The 13,938-nt window shown below is 64.5% G+C and carries 14 protein-coding genes, 1 tRNA gene and 1 pseudogene; 9 read left to right on the top strand and 7 right to left on the bottom strand.

The features are described from left to right. Position 1 precedes the first annotated feature (1 nt). Positions 2-205: a hypothetical protein gene (locus M6G65_RS13315; RefSeq protein WP_238195415.1), complete on the bottom strand. Its 204-nt coding sequence runs from the start codon at positions 203-205 to the stop codon at positions 2-4. Positions 206-600: 395 nt separating this feature from the next. Between M6G65_RS13315 and M6G65_RS13320 the strand changes: the two genes are divergently transcribed. The 5 genes from M6G65_RS13320 to M6G65_RS13340 all read left to right on the top strand — a co-directional run bounded on the left by M6G65_RS13320 (position 601) and on the right by M6G65_RS13340 (position 6,637). Beyond that, positions 601-1,125: a terminase small subunit gene (locus M6G65_RS13320; protein ID WP_238195414.1), complete on the top strand. Its 525-nt coding sequence runs from the start codon at positions 601-603 to the stop codon at positions 1,123-1,125. Between the two features lie 750 nt (positions 1,126-1,875). Continuing rightward, positions 1,876-2,904, top strand: a complete 1,029-nt coding sequence (locus M6G65_RS13325; RefSeq protein WP_238195413.1) for a hypothetical protein — start codon at positions 1,876-1,878, stop codon at positions 2,902-2,904. Then, positions 2,901-3,428: an ATP-dependent Clp protease proteolytic subunit gene (locus M6G65_RS13330; RefSeq protein ID WP_250104038.1), complete on the top strand. Its 528-nt coding sequence runs from the start codon at positions 2,901-2,903 to the stop codon at positions 3,426-3,428. The genes M6G65_RS13325 and M6G65_RS13330 overlap by 4 nt, the downstream gene beginning before the upstream one ends. Positions 3,429-3,521: 93 nt before the next feature. After that, positions 3,522-3,845 (top strand): hypothetical protein, encoded by a 324-nt coding sequence (locus M6G65_RS13335; protein WP_250104039.1) that lies wholly within the window; start codon positions 3,522-3,524, stop codon positions 3,843-3,845. Positions 3,846-3,901: 56 nt separating this feature from the next. Continuing rightward, positions 3,902-6,637 (top strand): phage tail tip lysozyme, encoded by a 2,736-nt coding sequence (locus tag M6G65_RS13340; protein ID WP_250104040.1) that lies wholly within the window; start codon positions 3,902-3,904, stop codon positions 6,635-6,637. A 3-nt stretch (positions 6,638-6,640) separates the two neighbouring features. Here the strand turns inward: M6G65_RS13340 and M6G65_RS13345 are convergent, their stop codons facing one another. The 3 genes from M6G65_RS13345 to M6G65_RS13355 all read right to left on the bottom strand — a co-directional run bounded on the left by M6G65_RS13345 (position 6,641) and on the right by M6G65_RS13355 (position 9,270). Next, positions 6,641-7,204: a hypothetical protein gene (locus tag M6G65_RS13345; protein ID WP_238195409.1), complete on the bottom strand. Its 564-nt coding sequence runs from the start codon at positions 7,202-7,204 to the stop codon at positions 6,641-6,643. A 126-nt stretch (positions 7,205-7,330) separates the two neighbouring features. Beyond that, positions 7,331-7,894, bottom strand: coding sequence for an HNH endonuclease family protein (locus tag M6G65_RS13350; protein ID WP_250104041.1), 564 nt, complete (start codon positions 7,892-7,894; stop codon positions 7,331-7,333). Between the two features lie 185 nt (positions 7,895-8,079). After that, complete coding sequence (locus M6G65_RS13355) at positions 8,080-9,270, bottom strand: AAA family ATPase (protein ID WP_250104042.1); 1,191 nt, start codon at positions 9,268-9,270, stop codon at positions 8,080-8,082. A gap of 405 nt (positions 9,271-9,675) precedes the next feature. Between M6G65_RS13355 and M6G65_RS13360 the strand changes: the two genes are divergently transcribed. The 3 genes from M6G65_RS13360 to M6G65_RS13370 are packed head-to-tail and all read left to right on the top strand — an operon-like array spanning position 9,676 to position 11,025. After that, positions 9,676-9,942, top strand: coding sequence for a hypothetical protein (locus M6G65_RS13360; RefSeq protein ID WP_238195406.1), 267 nt, complete (start codon positions 9,676-9,678; stop codon positions 9,940-9,942). 10 nt (positions 9,943-9,952) lie between these two features. Continuing rightward, a complete protein-coding gene (locus M6G65_RS13365; protein ID WP_250104043.1) occupies positions 9,953-10,777 on the top strand; it encodes a hypothetical protein in 825 nt (274 codons plus the stop codon). A gap of 2 nt (positions 10,778-10,779) precedes the next feature. Then, positions 10,780-11,025, top strand: coding sequence for a hypothetical protein (locus M6G65_RS13370; protein ID WP_238195404.1), 246 nt, complete (start codon positions 10,780-10,782; stop codon positions 11,023-11,025). Positions 11,026-11,326: 301 nt separating this feature from the next. Here the strand turns inward: M6G65_RS13370 and M6G65_RS13375 are convergent. The 3 genes and pseudogenes from M6G65_RS13375 to M6G65_RS13385 form a co-directional block, all read right to left on the bottom strand. Beyond that, positions 11,327-11,413 (bottom strand) — tRNA-Leu (locus M6G65_RS13375). Between the two features lie 39 nt (positions 11,414-11,452). Next, positions 11,453-12,638: pseudogene (locus M6G65_RS13380) on the bottom strand (FAD-dependent monooxygenase); the annotation flags it as partial. 13 nt (positions 12,639-12,651) lie between these two features. Beyond that, positions 12,652-12,909, bottom strand: coding sequence for a zinc-finger domain-containing protein (locus M6G65_RS13385; protein ID WP_091779433.1), 258 nt, complete (start codon positions 12,907-12,909; stop codon positions 12,652-12,654). Positions 12,910-13,107: 198 nt separating this feature from the next. Between M6G65_RS13385 and map the strand changes: the two genes are divergently transcribed. Next, complete coding sequence (gene map, locus M6G65_RS13390; protein WP_192709010.1) at positions 13,108-13,935, top strand: type I methionyl aminopeptidase; 828 nt, start codon at positions 13,108-13,110, stop codon at positions 13,933-13,935. The last annotated feature ends 3 nt before the right edge of the window (positions 13,936-13,938 follow it).

Consider the following 13,938-nt stretch of genomic DNA (forward strand, 5'->3'; position numbering starts at 1 on the left):
ATCAGCGAGGTCCGCCGACCCTCGGCTTCGTGTCGATCTCGATCGCTCGCAGGGCGTTCTCGAAGGCCTTGGCCTCGGTGGTGAAAGGCCGGTCCGAGCGCTCGATCAGCGTGCCGTTCCGGCGCAGCAACCAGCCGAATTGCCCTTCCGGCTTCTTCAGGGGCTCGACGGTGATCGAATAGGGGTGCGGGACATCAGTCGTCATGGCCGAGCTATGCAGTCCCGAGATGAGGCCTGCACTTACATGGCTCAATCACATGCCGCGGCGGGCGTGATCGGTGAGGTGCCCCGCTGCACCTCATTCCATCTGCTGACGGTCTTCGTGATCGTCCCCGGCTTGCTGATCCATCGCATGTCTCCGCCGGTGAGAACTGCAACGCCTGCGCCAGAGCGCGGCCGCAGGCACTTCAGTGGATGGCATCGTGGTTAACGAAAGCTTTCGCGCCGGTCCGGGACCCAGGCACTCCACTGCCTTGCCGGGACGACGGCGAGGGAGGGTGCTCAGTTCTCTGGGTCCTTCTGGAGGGGTACCACCCCGGAGGTAACGCGCGAGGCTCGGGCCTTTCCCAGCGATGAAATTTGCATAGGGGGTTGTTGTTTATGTCCGATCATCGAGGACGCGCACTGAACCGCGCTGAACTGGCCGACTACACCGGCCGCAGCTTGCCCACGATCGACGCGTGGGTGCGTGCTGGCTGCCCGTACAAAGGCCGCGGCAGCAAAGGCAAAGAGTGGATTTTCAACTCGGCCGCCGTGTTGGATTGGCTTGAGGCTCGGGCGGCCGCGCGCACAACCGTAGGCATACCGAAGGGCGATCTGGATCCGGCGCAGGAACGTGCGCGGAAAGACAGGGCGCTCGCCGAACAGACCGAGATGAGGAACGCCGAGCGCCGGGGCGAGCTCGTCAACATCGAGGAGGTGGGCGTTGTCGTAGAGCGTGAGTTCTCGGTGGTCCGTGAGCGCTCGCTCAGCATCACCGGCCGGCTCAGCGGGAAGCTGTCGCCCGAGCAGCTTCGGTGGGTCGAGGACGAGATCCGAGAGGCGCTGTCCGACCTGTCCGCCGGTGAGGACATCGAGCCAGTTCAGCAGGCCAGGGCACGTGGCGCAAAAGCTGGCAAGCGATGAACAGCGTAAGGGGGCGTCAGCAGCATGGCGAGCGACGGCCTCCCACCATTTTGCGGCGAATCCGCAGCGGAAATGGTGGGAGGTTTGCGCGTTACCGCTGAGGTGGGGCGCTCTGTGAGAGAATCCCGCAGGGTAACAACCACCTATTCGCAATTGTTCCCAACTCGATGTACTTTGGGGGTTTACTTTGCCTGCAAAACTTATCGCCTTCGATACACATGACAATAAATCAAGTGGTCGAGAAGCATTTGAGAAATCTCTCGAAAAGGTTGGATGGGTCAACTTCATTGTAAGAAATGACAAGTACATCAAATTGCCGGACACAACTCTGGTAGCCAATCGAACAGTCAAGCAAACTCTTAGAGATATTAAGGCAGCGCAAAAGAAAGCTAAAGACAAAGACGACTCTTTTGAGCTAAAGAAGTGCATTGTTACAAACTATTCCGGCAGATTTGCCATAGATTCAGATAAGAAGGACGCAGACAAATCTCAAATTGTACTATACAGAATTGCCATGAGTGGCATGTTGCCGTAATGCTAAGCCGCAAAATTTCAGGGTAATTTGGCGGCAGCTTGTCGCGTTTTGTGACCCCCGCGACGGCCCATTGTCGCCTTTTGTGACCTCCCCGGGCCCGTAGCTCTCACCGACACTGCTCCTCGTTGCGCACCGGAGGTCATGCCGGGCTGCGCGGCAGGAGCGGCGCCTTTCCTCGCGGGCTTGGCGCCGCTCCCCAGATCCGGGGAGCACAGATGCTGGGACGACGGGACAAGGCGAAGGGCCTGGAGGCCGAGGTTCAGAGCCTGGAGGTGCGCCGCACGGGCGTGATGAACCGGCTCACCGACGCCACCACCCGCCACGAGGCCGCGATCGCCGAGCAGCGGCGCTTCCTCGTCGACACGGACGGCGCCGACGCCCGGCAGTCCAAGGCCGTCGCGGAGGCCTGCCGGAAGGCCGCTGACGACCGTGCAGCGCTCGAGGATGCGGCCCGCACGCTGGCCGGCTTGATCGAGGACGCGAAAGCTCGGCTGGCCGCCGAGCGCGACCGGCGTGAGCGGGACCGGACCGCCGGCGAGATCGAGGCCGGCGCTGCCGCGATCGAGGCTGCCGCCGCCGAGCTGGACCGAGCCGCGACTGCCTTCGACACCGCCCGCGAGCGGCTCGTAGCCGTCTGCCGCACCTCGGCCCCGCACGATCCGGTCCTGGGCTACGGTCCGGACGGCGGGATCATCACCGCCGCGGGCCGCCTCGCAGGTATCCTCTCCCGCGAAAACCCGATGGCCTACATGGGTAACGTCCACCACATCGGCGCCGTGCCGGCGGCGGCCGGCACCGTGGCGGCCATGCGCGAGAACGCCCGCGCGATCCGCCAGGGCTCGGCGCCGAGCGTGCTACCGCAGAAGCCCTTGGCGATACCGGCGCCGATCGCGTACCCGATGGTGCGGGTCTGTCTCGCCCAGCCGGCATATTACAAAGGCGCCTGGGGCCACCGGATCGACCTGTTCCCCGGCAATATCGAGCTGCCGGAGCCGGCGGCGCAGACCGCGATCGCGAAGGGCATCGGCTTCACGCCGAGCAGCGCGGCCGGCCAGACTATCACGCGGGCTCTCCGGATTGAGCCGAACGCCAGCTTCGAGACCGACGGCAACGGGTCGGTGCGCGTGGTGAAATTCAGCGGCGCCCTGGGCGAGGGAGGCAAGGGCCTGCCACCCGCGGCGCCGCCGGTCGACTTGGGCACGATGCCCGACACGCTCGCCGCGCTTCCGGAGGCCGCCCAGTGAGGCGCTACTCCCTCGCGCGGTCGGACGGCGCGATCTGGATCAATGGGCCGATCTACCCGGATCGGGTCAGCGCGGCCGCCCTGCGCCGATCCTTCCTGGAGATCGATTCGACCGGCCCGGTGCGGGTCGTGGTCGATACGCCCGGCGGATCCTGCGCTGAGGGCTTGGCGATCTACACCATCCTGCGCGAGTGCGGCCGGCGGATAGAAGTGACGATCCGGGCAGCCTTCAGCATGGGCGCCATCGTCGCCGCAGCCGGCCACACGGTTGCGATCGAGGCGACCGGCGCCATCGGCTTGCACGCGGCGGGCGTCGCCGGCGACCACTTTGCCGACGCAGGCACAGACCTTCCGCACCACGTCACCGCCGAGCAACTTCGGCGCCTCGCCCGCGGCCTGTGGTCGGCCGACGCGACCCGGGCGGACGCAGAGCGTGTGCTGTGCCGGCCGCGACCGCTGAGGCCGCTGACGCGACGCACCTCGACGTTCTGTCCCGCCGAACCGGCCTGCTGCGGCACGAGCTGACCGCCCTGCGCGCCGCCGAGACCGTTCTGACCGCCGAGCGGGCGATCGAACTCCGCTTCGCCGACTGCATCATCCCGACCCTGGAGACCTGACATGGCCGACGCCTACAACGACCTCGCGGCTTTGGCCGCCAAGGATCCCGCCGGCAAGGGCCGGCTCTGGTTCGTCCGCGATGCGAGTGCCTGGAGCTACGCCGGGTGCGCGATCGAGGCTCGCGCCTCGAACATCCGCGTGCCGATTGAGAGCGTGCCCGACAGCCGCGTCCAGGCCGCGCTGCAGGACGGCAGCTGGGTCGGCAGTGTCGCCGACACCTCCGCCACGCCGATCACGCTCCTGGCCGTGCAGAAGGCCCCGGATCCGGGCGTCGCGTTCCGCCCTCTGACCCGCGCCGACCTCGGCACCGCGGCGGCCGCCTGACCGCCCGCCATCCGCCTGCCACGTAGGAGAGCGCCGTGTCCGATGAAGTCCTCCGCATGCAAGCCGAGGTGCAGGACCGCTACAGCGGCCCGCTGAAGGCACTGCGAGCCCAGCTGCTCGACACCGCCCGCACCGGCAACAATCACAGCGAGACGCTGGCCAAGGGCTTCGGCGCCGTCGAGGGCGCGCTTCAGAAGACCGCTCGCACCGCGTCGAGCGTCGTCAACCCGGCCTTCGCCGCGCTCGGCGTGACCGGCCTCACGGCAGGCGCGGCCGTCGCCGGAATCTCGGCTGCGCTGAACAAGCTCACCACCAACATGTCCGGTCTGGGCCAGTTGAGCCGAGAGAGCGGAGTAGCGGCCAAGACGCTCCAAGAATTTTCGTCTGTGGCCGGCCGGTTCGGCATTGAGCAGGATGCTGTTGCCGCCGCGACCAAGAACTTCGCCGCTCAGATGCGGACGTTCTCGATCGGCACCGGTGACGCCTTCAACTGGGTGATCCGGCAGGGCCGTGATGCGGCTGGCCGCAAGGCGTTCCAGGATTTCGCGACCGACCTGCAGCACACCTCGGACGAGGGCGAGAAGCTCAAGAAGGCGCTCGCCTTCATGGAGACAATCCGTAACCCGGTTGAGCGGGGCATCTTCGCTCAGCAGTTCTTCGGGAATCAGGACCTCGGCCGCATCGCCGACGGCCATCTTGGACCAGTCCTGGAGCTGTTTCGGAAGGCGCGCGAAAAGCTCGGCGAGTTCAAGATCGAGGACGTCATTGACGCCGAGAAGTTCGACCGTTCGCTGAACAGCCTCAAGGGCTCGATGCAGCGCCTCGGCACGACGATCGCCCGGGAGGTGCTGGGCCCGGCCACGGACCTGACAACCTGGGCGGACGAGCTTGTATCGGGCCAGCGCGCCGACGTGACCAAATCGCTCCGTGAGGGCCTGCAGGGCGTCAAGAAGGAGCTCGGCGAGATCAACTGGAAGCAGTTCGGCGAGGACACGGTGAAGGGCCTGCAGGCCGGAACGGCGCTGGCCGGTTCACTCGCCAGGACGATGCACGAGATTGCAGAGGCCATCCACGCGATCCGCGGCGGTGAGTATGCTCAGGCTGCTCGTGGCCTCGACGGCGCCTCCGGGCCGCTCGCTCGCGCGCTGGCCCCACGGGTCGGCGACGATGAGATCGACGCTCAGGAGAACGTCGACCGCTTGCGCAAGATGAAAGAGGTCGCCGACGAGGCGGGGCAGCACCTCATCGGCCGGACGCAGCAGCGCCTCGGCCTGCTCCCAGGCTCGGACCAGGCCGGCAAGGATCTTGAGGCAGCGGAAGCGCGCTTGAAGGCGCTCCAGGGCCGCACGCCCGAGCAGCGCCAGAAGGACTTCGAGGCGTCCGAGAAGCTCCGCAAGAGCGTGGACGGCCTCACCGACGAGATGAAGGCCAGTCGCGGCGGCGCCACCGTCCAGAAGCAGTCCATGGACACGCAGGGTGGCCTGTTCGGTGGCGCCACGGTGCAGACGGCTGCGTTCGGCGGCGGAGGCGGATTCCGACGGTTCGGCGGCTACGGCGGGGGTGCGAACCTGCCCGTGGGTGGTGATGACCCCGTCATTCACGGCGGCCCGCAAGGGGGCCACGCGACGGGTCCGCAGGTGGATCGCCCACGCCCGGCTGGCCCACAGGTCGAGCGCCGAGGCGGATCTGGGCCGGGCTACCGCGGTGAGCAGGGACTCGGCGGACTTGCGGGGCGCAGCTTCGGCGGCGGCGGCCGGTTCAATGGCCTGGGCGGGACCCGACCCAGCATCCCGCCGATCGGGCCGCGGCCGGCAGTGCCGTCCATTGATTTGCCGGGTGGCTACACGGGCAATGACGGGCGCAGGGCAGCTCGCAGCGGCATGACGACTGGCGGTCGTGAGCGCGTCGCGTCGTGGCTGGAATTCATGCAGCGCCCCATCGACCAGGGCGGAATGGGGTTCACCCGTGACGAGGCCTATGGCCAGATCGCGATGATGCAGGGTGAGAGCGGGCTCAACCTGAACCCGGCGGCTGAGGGCGATCACGAGGACCCTATACGGAAGATCAACCCTCACGCCTTCGGCACCGTCCAGTGGAGTGACGCCCGCGGCAACAAGCGATTTCCGATGCTTCGGGCGCTCGCCGAGCGGATGGGCAAGGACTGGCGCGACGTAAGCGTGCAGCAGCAGATGTACCGGGCCGAGATGCTGCGGGAGGGACGTGGCGGCTACAGGCACGTCTACGACGCGATTAAGCGCAACGGCACGGGCGAGGGCTCGCTGCGGTTCGGCATCAACGGATACGAGAACCCGCAGAAGAAGGATCTCGCTTACGCGATCCGCAAACCCTTCCTCGACCGACTACGTCGCGATCAGTCTGGCCCAACTGCCGAGCGCGCGGATGGTGACGGCACCGATCTGCTGCCGGGCGGCGCTCCTCGGCTCATACGGCCTAACAGCATGGGCGGTGCGCACGGCCTGACCATGGATCAGGCAGCCGCGATGCGCGAAGGCAAAGCCGACGGCGCCGGCTGGGCGGCACGGGAAGCCGCACGGAAGACGTTCGAGGCTCAGCAGGCCGAGGCGGCTGGCTTACGGACCGGCGGAGCGAGGGTAGCGGCGACCGCTGCGCGTGCCGGAGTCGTGGCGATGCCCAAGGTGGAGAACAACGGGAGCGTGGTCGTGAACGTTCTGGAGCCCGGCCCTAAGACCCGGGTGGCGACGACGGCCAGCGGCAAGCTGTTCCAGGACGTCGTGCAACGCAGCGGCGCTCAGATGCGCCGGGCGGACTAAGCCTTACTCCCGCTGACAGGCGTTCGGCGGGTTCTGCAGGGCATCTTTTGCCTTCGGATTGCCCTCAAAGGCACTCTTCACCAGCCGGCCACACCGGGACTCCGGCTTGCTAAGGTATTGGCCTGCCACATCACCTACGCAGGCAGAGCAAAGCCCCATCTGCGATAGGGTGTCCTCCGTGTCGTACCGGCGGAGCTGCGCGGGCGTGAACTTCTCGCGGATAATGTCGACCGGATAGAAGGTGTCCTCGTCATCCTGGTAGTCGGACTTCGAGCCAATCTTGCAGTTGGTGAGGCGCAGCGCCTCGACCTTCTCGCCCTTGATCGTCACGTGCGTCGGGTAACAGTAGCCGCCATGGGAGCAGAACACGGCACGCTTCGTCGCCTTGCTGACCCGGTACTGGGTGATGGCCGCGTCGATGTCTCCCTTCGCCAGGATCGAGTCGGGAGCCTCGATGGCCGGGACATCGCGCAACGCGATCGCCTCACAAGCGTCCCAAGCCCAGGCCCTGTCGATACCCCCACCGGCAGCGACGACGAGAGCGAGGGCGGCGAGGGCTGTGCGCATGGCGGTAGGATAGCTAAATTTTGCGAGCCGAAAAATGGGGAGAGATCCCTGAACTTAAGAGAAAGTCGAAGCTGTTGAGTCGTCCGTAAGGCGCGCGCTCCTCAATCCGCCTTGTCATAGAACGACCTAGTTCGTGCACGGCATAGCTGCATCTACAGCTACTGCATGGGCAATACCCATTGTGATCGTCCATTGCCCTTGCGCCTCAAGATAAGCCTTCAACTTGATGTAAATATCGCTCCCAGTCAGTATCGTGGACGCAGTTGCACTGTACTCCCTCGTAGGCCCACACTCATCAAGCAATCCTTCGATTGTCCGGGTCAGCCTTCGCAACGGACGCATCGGCCGAACAGCTCCTAACACTTGACGATATATAGTATCAGCGTCGAGCAATCTCTCGTTTATGGATTCTCCGATTTCGAAACGCACCTTCGTCATTCTAAGCGAGTTATTTAAATCCAATACTTCAATAGTATTTTCACCTTCAGTGCTGAGGTGTTTAAAGCGATAATTCTTCAGACAGAGATGATCTTTCGGATTTGCCCGGGTTGGATCGACAATGTCACCCTCGGCGATTACGTCGTAACCCCCTTTCTGAACATTGCAGCGCTTGCAGGATGGCAACAAATTGAACCAATCAACGACCAAATGTGCGTGATTGCTCTTACATAAAAAGTGGTCTACCTCCATGTACTTAGACTCTTCATTTACAATAGCCTCGCAATAAACGCATTTCGAATGAGACATGGCCATCAACGTGGATCGAATATAATCTTTGTTCCACACCGAGGCTTCGCTTCTCGCGAATTCTGCGATTAATTCTGTCTGCACTTGCTGGGTTAGTTCGGCGGGTGACGGAGCGCGGCTGACTCTGATCATTTATCCGCACCCAGCACGGGTGCGGCCTGAATTCTGACGAGCTTGCGCATATTGTTTCTTGGATGGAGCATGTGTTCAATCGCGTGCAGACTTGATCTCAGTCGCGCAATATCCTCATCATCTAAGGCTTCTTCAAAACTGCGAAATAGTTCTTTCTTTATTTCAGAGTCCGTATCCTCCATGCCCATAACGTCTTCCAAGATTTCTTCGATAGTCCACCCTTGGAAGCCATAATCAGAATGTGGCAAGTCCGAAACACGAGGAAAGCCACCGTTAAAATTCACCAATGCAATAACTTGATCGGATTTCGCGCTCTGAATCATATGAGGACTATGGCTCGTGACTATGATCTGAGCGTTTGGGAAAGTTCCTTGAAGCGCAAGAGGTATGTTTTTCTGCCACACAGGGTGGAGATGTAAATCAAGCTCATCTATTATTATAATCCCGGCGAACTCTTCGGCCGCCACTCCTAAGCTGCGGGCCTCGATTTCTTTTATTATTCCCAGTAGTAAAGACAGCGACGCCCGAAATCCAGAGGAGAGCAACTCATACTGCACCAGGCCGTATCTTGTGTTAACCATTACATCATATGTTTGAACGTTAACGTGAGACAGACTTACCGTTGGGTCCAGAAGAGAAAAACACTTCAAAGACAATTCCAGATTTTTCCTGTATTCTGGTGGCCACGAGTCGCTCCTGGGCTCAAAAAGCCATCTATTGGCAAACCAATTTTTTATATCGTTGTATTGAATGCCTCTTTGCGCAAATTCATTATTCATATGCTCCTGGCGAATTTCTCCAGGACTGATGTGCGGAAGTCGATGGTACTGGAAATCTCTATTTGTGTTCAGGAAGATTACATTATTTGCTAAGCTACGCTGTCCATATGGCTGATCACCCCCTGCCGGGTCAGTGTTATTTACAAATCCCTGAGCGTTTATGATCCGATCGTTTTCTTGGACCTGATATACGATCTCGCCTGGCATGCTCGCAGCAGTGTTGCGCCTGACCATTTGGTTTTGAAATGCACCGTTGAAGCAAGAAGAGGCTAGAAGCAGCAGAGAAGTTTTGCCGACGCCGTTGGTTCCACAAATCAAATTGTACCGAGGATTGAAATCAATCCGGATTTTATCGAAGCAAGCGATGCGCTCCGCTTTAATGAAATTGAGCCTGATACGATCTGCCATGGCACAATGATCCCAAAACTGGTTCATGATCCAACGATCTTGATGAGCGTCGGAAATCACGCAATTAAGTTATATTTAGCTGAAATGCTTGATCATACTAGATTAAGTCCTGGCGTTTTGGCCTGGAGCCATGAGCGCAAAGCCAATCCGCTAGAATGTGTCGCACCGCTTCTGGGCGCGTAGGCTTGGGCTCCGGCTGATCTGAGATCCAGGCGTCGAGCGGCGCCAACTGCTCAGGCGGCAGCCGCACGTTCACAGGCGTGGCGTCGATCCGAGGCCGACCGCGCGAAGATTTTCTAGCGCTAGCTATTGCGGCCTCCATTTTCTAGCGCTAATAATAACGAGCCGACCGAGCGCTTGCAACACTCGATCGGCCCTGACCACGCACGTCCGTCGGAGACGATCATGGCTACCCGTCATTCTACAGCACCGGCGCGCGCCGGTGAACGCTCTCGCTCGCCCTCGGCACTTTACAATCGCGCCAAACCGCCGCTGGAGGCCGACGAGGCTGCGCCCGGCACCGTGGAAGCCTGGGAGGCCGTCGCGCCGATCCGACCCGACACGGCGCACGTCCGGGCCCCGCGCTTCCTCGACCTGGCCGGTGAGTTGCTGACCGCCACCCTCATCATCGCCGGGGGCGTGTTCGCCTACGGCTACCTGCCGGTCGCGTGAGGAGGCTGCCATGAGGAAGCCAAACACAGCGAAGGCCGCGGAGGCTCGAGACCTCCGCCAGCGCGCCGCCCAGGCTCGTGATGCCGCTGGGCGGCTAAGGACAGGCGGCACGCATCCCGATGCCGCCCTGTTTGCCCTTGGCGAGCAGTTCATGGCCGCCTGGGTGGCCGAGGAGGCAAACGGCGACGAGCCGGAGTACCGAGCTTGCTCGCGCATCGCCCGGAAGATCGTGCATACCCCGGCTGTGACGGTTGCGGGGTACGGCATCAAGGCGCTGCTCCTGGCGCGCCTCGACAGTGACGCCTCCGGTCCACACGCGCCGATCGAGCCTCACGGTCCGGCCGACAGCTGGTGGAACGTGCTGCGCCAGGTGCAGCAGGGGGCGGCACGGCTGGTCAACGTGCGCGATGTGGGAATGCCCATGTCGGCAGCCTCAAACCGGGAAATTCCTGGTTTGCCCGTGACCGAGCCCGTGCCACCCAGATCCTGCGCCCCTTTCAAACCCGAGCTCAGCGGCTTCTCGGTCGAGCAACTCGCCCGCCTCTACCCTGTGCTGGTGCGCGCCAGCGAGGTGTTGAGCAGCGCTGAGAGCGCGCCGTGCTTCTGGTATGCGGATCAGACCCGAACCGACGCCGGATGCATCATCAACTGGGAGACGGACCGGATGCATCGACTTGCTTCAGAGGTCGTCCTGGAGATCCGCCGCCGGCAACCCGTCGGCGATGACGAAGCCGAGGAGCGGGCGAACACGCTGCTCTCGCACATGGTGCTGACCGGCGGCGTCGCCGAGCACCCCGAACTCATCGCCGAGATCAACGCCACGTGGGGAGCCTGACCATGAGCAACGTCATTCCGTTCCGGCGCCGCACACGACCGGTCATCCTCGACACCCGTGCTCGCATCGAGGGGGCCCTCGCCTTGGCGCTCGACACCGTCGACCACCTCGTGGCGGCCCTCGACATCATCGACGGCGATGCAGACCTCGAGGACGGCGGTGATTCGGAGCCGAGCCTTGGGGCGCCCGAGGGCCATGCCTCACAGGTGGTGTGGCTGAGAGGCGGCGATCGGGATTTGGAGGAATGATCCGAGCATCCACGCCCGCCCGGCAGTTGGTTCGGACTGAGAAGGCGGGCGTGGAGGTCAGCTGCGACACTGACCGTTCCCCTTGGAGCCGCGAACATGTCCGGTTGATGTCCGCCCCTCACGAACGCCGCTCGCGCGTCCGGCGCAGGCAGCCGAGAAGTGAATTGCTGAAATTTTGAGCAGCAGATCGGACCGCGCACGTGTCCCGAAGGCAGCTGCCGACCGATCGCGCTGGCCTGTGCTGTTACCCCAGATGATACCCCGACCGGTTCGGCCGGGTACCCTGAAACCTGCTAAGTGCTGGTGCGGACGGCGGGACTCGAACCCGCACGGCCTTGCGGCCGCAAGATTTTAAGTCTCGTGCGTCTACCGGTTCCGCCACGTCCGCATGCCGCCTTCGGTAGCGGGCGCTGCGGGCCTGATCAAGCGGGGGCGTCCAGCCGTAGAGCCAGGCGTAGCGGTCGCGCATGCCGTCTGGGCCGAGGCGGGCCATTACGGCGTTGCGCGCGAGCGAAACCAAGGCGCCGGCATGGTAGGTCCGGCCATTGCTCCGCGCCGCCTTCTGGACCCGCCGCACCCGGGCGGTCCGGGCGTCGGAGAACGCGGCGAGCGCCGCCGGCACATCCGCCTGATCCGCAAGAACGCGCGTCAGGACAGCCGCATCCTCGATCGCAAGGGCCGCGCCCTGCGCGAGATAGGGTAGGACCGGATGGGCCGCGTCACCGATCAGCGCGATCCGGCCGCGGGCGAGCGGGCGCGCCACGGCCCGGTCGGCGAGCGACCAGACCAGCCAGGAATCCGGCAGGCGCAGGAGGTCGCGCAGGGGGCGCGCAGCCGCGGAGATGCCCGCGCAGCACGGCCGGCTCGCCGAGGCGGCCCCAGCCCTCGTCGCCCACCGCCTCGGGGACCACGGCCACGACGTTGAGGAACTGGCGGTCCCGCACCGGATAATGCACCACATGCCGGCCGCGGCCGAGCCACAGTCCTGTCGCGGCGCCGCGCAACAACTCCGGAGCCGCCTCCATGGGGACCAGCGCCCGCCGGGCCGCGGCCCGACCCGGGCGCAGCGGGGCCGCATCGAGGTGGGGCCGCAGGCGCGAGCGCAGCCCGTCCGCCCCGATGGCGAGATCGAAGGCGAGATCCTGGGAGCCGCTCGCCCCCTCCACCGTCAGGACGGCCTCGGACGGCGTCTCGGCGAGCGCCGCGACGGTGCGTCCCATCATCAGGCGGATCGCTGGACGGCTGCGCAGCGCGTCGAGCAGCAGCGTCTGCAGGTCGGCCCGGTGGATCACGTAATAGGGCGCGCCGAATCGCCTTTGCGCCTCCGCGCCGAAGGCGACGCCGCCGATGCGGCGGCCGCTGTCGAGGGCCCGCACCTCAACCCCGGGCGGCTCGCTCGCCGCCCGGCGCAGGGCGGCCGAAAGGCCCAAGGCGGCCAGTACCCTGCTGGCGTTCGGCGAGATCTGGATCCCGGCTCCGACCTCGCTGAAGCCCGTGCGGCGCTCGATCACCGTGACGGCGTGGCCGGCATCCGACAGGGCGAGCGCCGCCGTGAGACCGCCGATCCCGGCCCCGACGATCCCGATGCGCAGAGGTCGAAGGTCCGAGGACACTGCGAGTGCGCGCCTACTCCGCCGCGAGCTTGGCGTCGTCCCGCCACACGCAGGCCTGCGGCTCCGCCTCGTCGGCCTTCAGGCCGGCGCGGTAGCGGTAGAGCGTCGAGCAGTACTGGCAGATGATTTCAGAGTCGGCGCCCATGTCGAGGAAGACATGCGGGTGGTCGAACGGCGGCAGCGCGCCGATGCACATGAACTCCTTCACGCCGACCGTGATCACCGGGACGCCCGGCTCGTTGTGGAAGTGCGGTACCGCCTTGCCTGCCATCCGGCCCTCGCCTGACCCGAACCCAATTGCGCGGCGACTCTGCCTGCGCACGCCCGGGTGCCTCGCGGCCGCTTATGCCGCCAGCCCCGCGACCGGCGCAAGCCTCGCCCGCCTCTGCCCGGGCCCCGCTTGGCCTGCTGCCTCCCAGACCGTACATAGGTCGCACGCCCGATTGATGACCCGCGAAAAGTCCCGACGATGCAGCAGGAACAGGCCACCGCGCAGGGCACGCGCCGCGCCCCGGAGCCGCCGATCCACGGTCCCGAGGGCTTCGAGGGGATGCGCCGGGCCGGCCGCCTCACGGCCGAGGCCCTCGATCTGCTGATGGAGGCGACTCAGCCCGGCGTCACCACCGAGGCGCTCGACAAGCTCGCCTACGAATTCGCCATGGACCACGGCGCCTATCCGGCGTCGCTGCTCTATCGCGGCTACCCGAAGTCGATCTGCACCTCGATCAACCACGTGGTCTGCCATGGCATCCCGAACGACAAGCCGCTCCGCGAGGGCGACATCGTCAACCTCGACATCTGCCTGATCCTCGACGGCTGGCACGGTGATTCGAGCCGCATGGCCTATGTCGGCGAGGTCCCCCGCAAGGCGCAGCGCCTGTGCGAGATCACCTACGAGGCGCTGATGCGCGGCGTCGCGGCGGTGAAGCCCGGCGGCTCGACCAACGATATCGGCCGGGCGATCCAGACCTATGCCGAGAGCGAGCGCTGCTCGGTTGTGCGCGACTTTTGCGGGCACGGGCTCGGGCGGACCTATCACGACGCGCCCACGATCCTGCACTACGTCGAGGCGAGCTACGATGTTCCGTTCAAGCCCGGCCAGTTCTTCACGGTCGAGCCGATGATCAATCTCGGGCGGCCCGCCGTGAAGGTGCTGGGCGACGGCTGGACCGCCGTGACCCGCGACCGCTCGCTCTCGGCCCAGTTTGAGCACACCGTGGGCGTCACCGAGACTGGCGTCGAGATCTTCACGATCTCGCCGAAGGGGCTGCACCAGCCCGTCAATCCCGCCGCCTGACCG

The sequence above is a fragment of the Methylobacterium tardum genome, assembly GCF_023546765.1.
Taxonomy (GTDB): domain Bacteria; phylum Pseudomonadota; class Alphaproteobacteria; order Rhizobiales; family Beijerinckiaceae; genus Methylobacterium; species Methylobacterium tardum.

Bases quoted from the DNA above. Each gene is read 5' to 3' on its own strand.
- M6G65_RS13315 (WP_238195415.1), bottom strand. From the start codon at position 205: ATGACGACTGATGTCCCGCACCCCTATTCGATCACCGTCGAGCCCCTG.
- M6G65_RS13320 (WP_238195414.1), top strand. From the start codon at position 601: ATGTCCGATCATCGAGGACGCGCACTGAACCGCGCTGAACTGGCCGAC.
- M6G65_RS13325 (WP_238195413.1), top strand. From the start codon at position 1,876: ATGCTGGGACGACGGGACAAGGCGAAGGGCCTGGAGGCCGAGGTTCAG.
- M6G65_RS13335 (WP_250104039.1), top strand. From the start codon at position 3,522: ATGGCCGACGCCTACAACGACCTCGCGGCTTTGGCCGCCAAGGATCCC.
- M6G65_RS13340 (WP_250104040.1), top strand. From the start codon at position 3,902: ATGCAAGCCGAGGTGCAGGACCGCTACAGCGGCCCGCTGAAGGCACTG.
- M6G65_RS13345 (WP_238195409.1), bottom strand. From the start codon at position 7,204: ATGCGCACAGCCCTCGCCGCCCTCGCTCTCGTCGTCGCTGCCGGTGGG.
- M6G65_RS13350 (WP_250104041.1), bottom strand. From the start codon at position 7,894: ATGGAGGTAGACCACTTTTTATGTAAGAGCAATCACGCACATTTGGTC.
- M6G65_RS13355 (WP_250104042.1), bottom strand. From the start codon at position 9,270: ATGGCAGATCGTATCAGGCTCAATTTCATTAAAGCGGAGCGCATCGCT.
- M6G65_RS13360 (WP_238195406.1), top strand. From the start codon at position 9,676: ATGGCTACCCGTCATTCTACAGCACCGGCGCGCGCCGGTGAACGCTCT.
- M6G65_RS13365 (WP_250104043.1), top strand. From the start codon at position 9,953: ATGAGGAAGCCAAACACAGCGAAGGCCGCGGAGGCTCGAGACCTCCGC.
- M6G65_RS13370 (WP_238195404.1), top strand. From the start codon at position 10,780: ATGAGCAACGTCATTCCGTTCCGGCGCCGCACACGACCGGTCATCCTC.
- M6G65_RS13385 (WP_091779433.1), bottom strand. From the start codon at position 12,909: ATGGCAGGCAAGGCGGTACCGCACTTCCACAACGAGCCGGGCGTCCCG.
- map (WP_192709010.1), top strand. From the start codon at position 13,108: ATGCAGCAGGAACAGGCCACCGCGCAGGGCACGCGCCGCGCCCCGGAG.